Source organism: Oleiphilus sp. HI0079, assembly GCF_001635105.1.
Window position 1 is genome coordinate 1 of the sequence record NZ_LWFT01001138.1, and the last position, 1,034, is coordinate 1,034.

Consider the following 1,034-nt stretch of genomic DNA (forward strand, 5'->3'; position numbering starts at 1 on the left):
CGCCATAGTCGGTCGATACTTTAAGCAAGTCACCATTGGAGATTTTCCTTAGTTTGGCATCTTCCTCACTAATCTGCGCGGTACAGCGGTTCTTACCTTTGACGAGCCGCTGGCTATTATGCAACCAAGAGTTGTTGGAACGAATATCCCGCCGGCCAATCAACATCATTTGAGCGTGCTCATCCGATTGCTTGACGGACGATTGAAGCATTTCATCCAACATCCCCAAGTGTTTCCTCAGCCGAGGGATATCTGTCATGTAGCTGCCTGGAACTAGAGAGATGCGCTTATTGGACGTATATAGCCGCTCTGGTAACGAAGATTGCAACGACCCCAAATCCACACCATGCGGATAATTCTTTAACGATGCAATGCATAAGCCTTTACTGAGCCCCCTATTTTGCGGTCCGTAAGGTCCGTTATCGAGCGCTCTGCGTATCGGATGCGACGCCGGAAAAACATCTTGAATGGTATCAATGACAAATGAACCAACCGAAGAAGTGCCCGGGACTTGTGTGCCATAAGGACCCACTCTCAAAAGGATATCCAACACACCATCCGGACCAAGACGCTTCATCGCCTGATACTGGCCAAGCTCTTTCACGTTATCGAGCAGACTGCCGCCAGAGGCAAAACGATGCGTGAGCTCAAGCAGTATCTCCCAATCATGCTTGGTGTTTTTTCCTGGCTCAAACAATGCAGGAGAGTACTTCGCGACATTCCGAACGCTGAGCAGGTTGAATACAACATCGTAACGGGATTGTTCAAGCTGGCTACTACCCGGCAGAATCAAATCGGCATGTTTTGTTGTCTCATTGAGATAGCTATCGATACACACCATGAAATCAAGCGAACCCAATGCGCGCTCCAAACGATTAGAGTTAGGGCTACTAATTACCGGATTTCCGGCAACCGTAACCATGGCACGAATTTGACTTGGACCTTTGGTTTCTATTTGGTCAGCAATGGCGCTTGAAGGGAGTTCACCTGCAAACTCCGGCAAACCGCCCTCCGTTGTGAATGTCCCGGAGCTA

1 protein-coding gene is annotated in these 1,034 nt (G+C 49.0%); it reads right to left on the minus strand.

Annotation, left to right across the window (positions count from 1 at the left end; translation table 11 throughout):
* Positions 1-1,003: molybdopterin-dependent oxidoreductase (locus A3750_RS20065; protein ID WP_231871901.1), on the minus strand; the 1,003-nt coding region annotated here is incomplete at its 3' end.
* Positions 1,004-1,034: the final 31 nt, after the last annotated feature.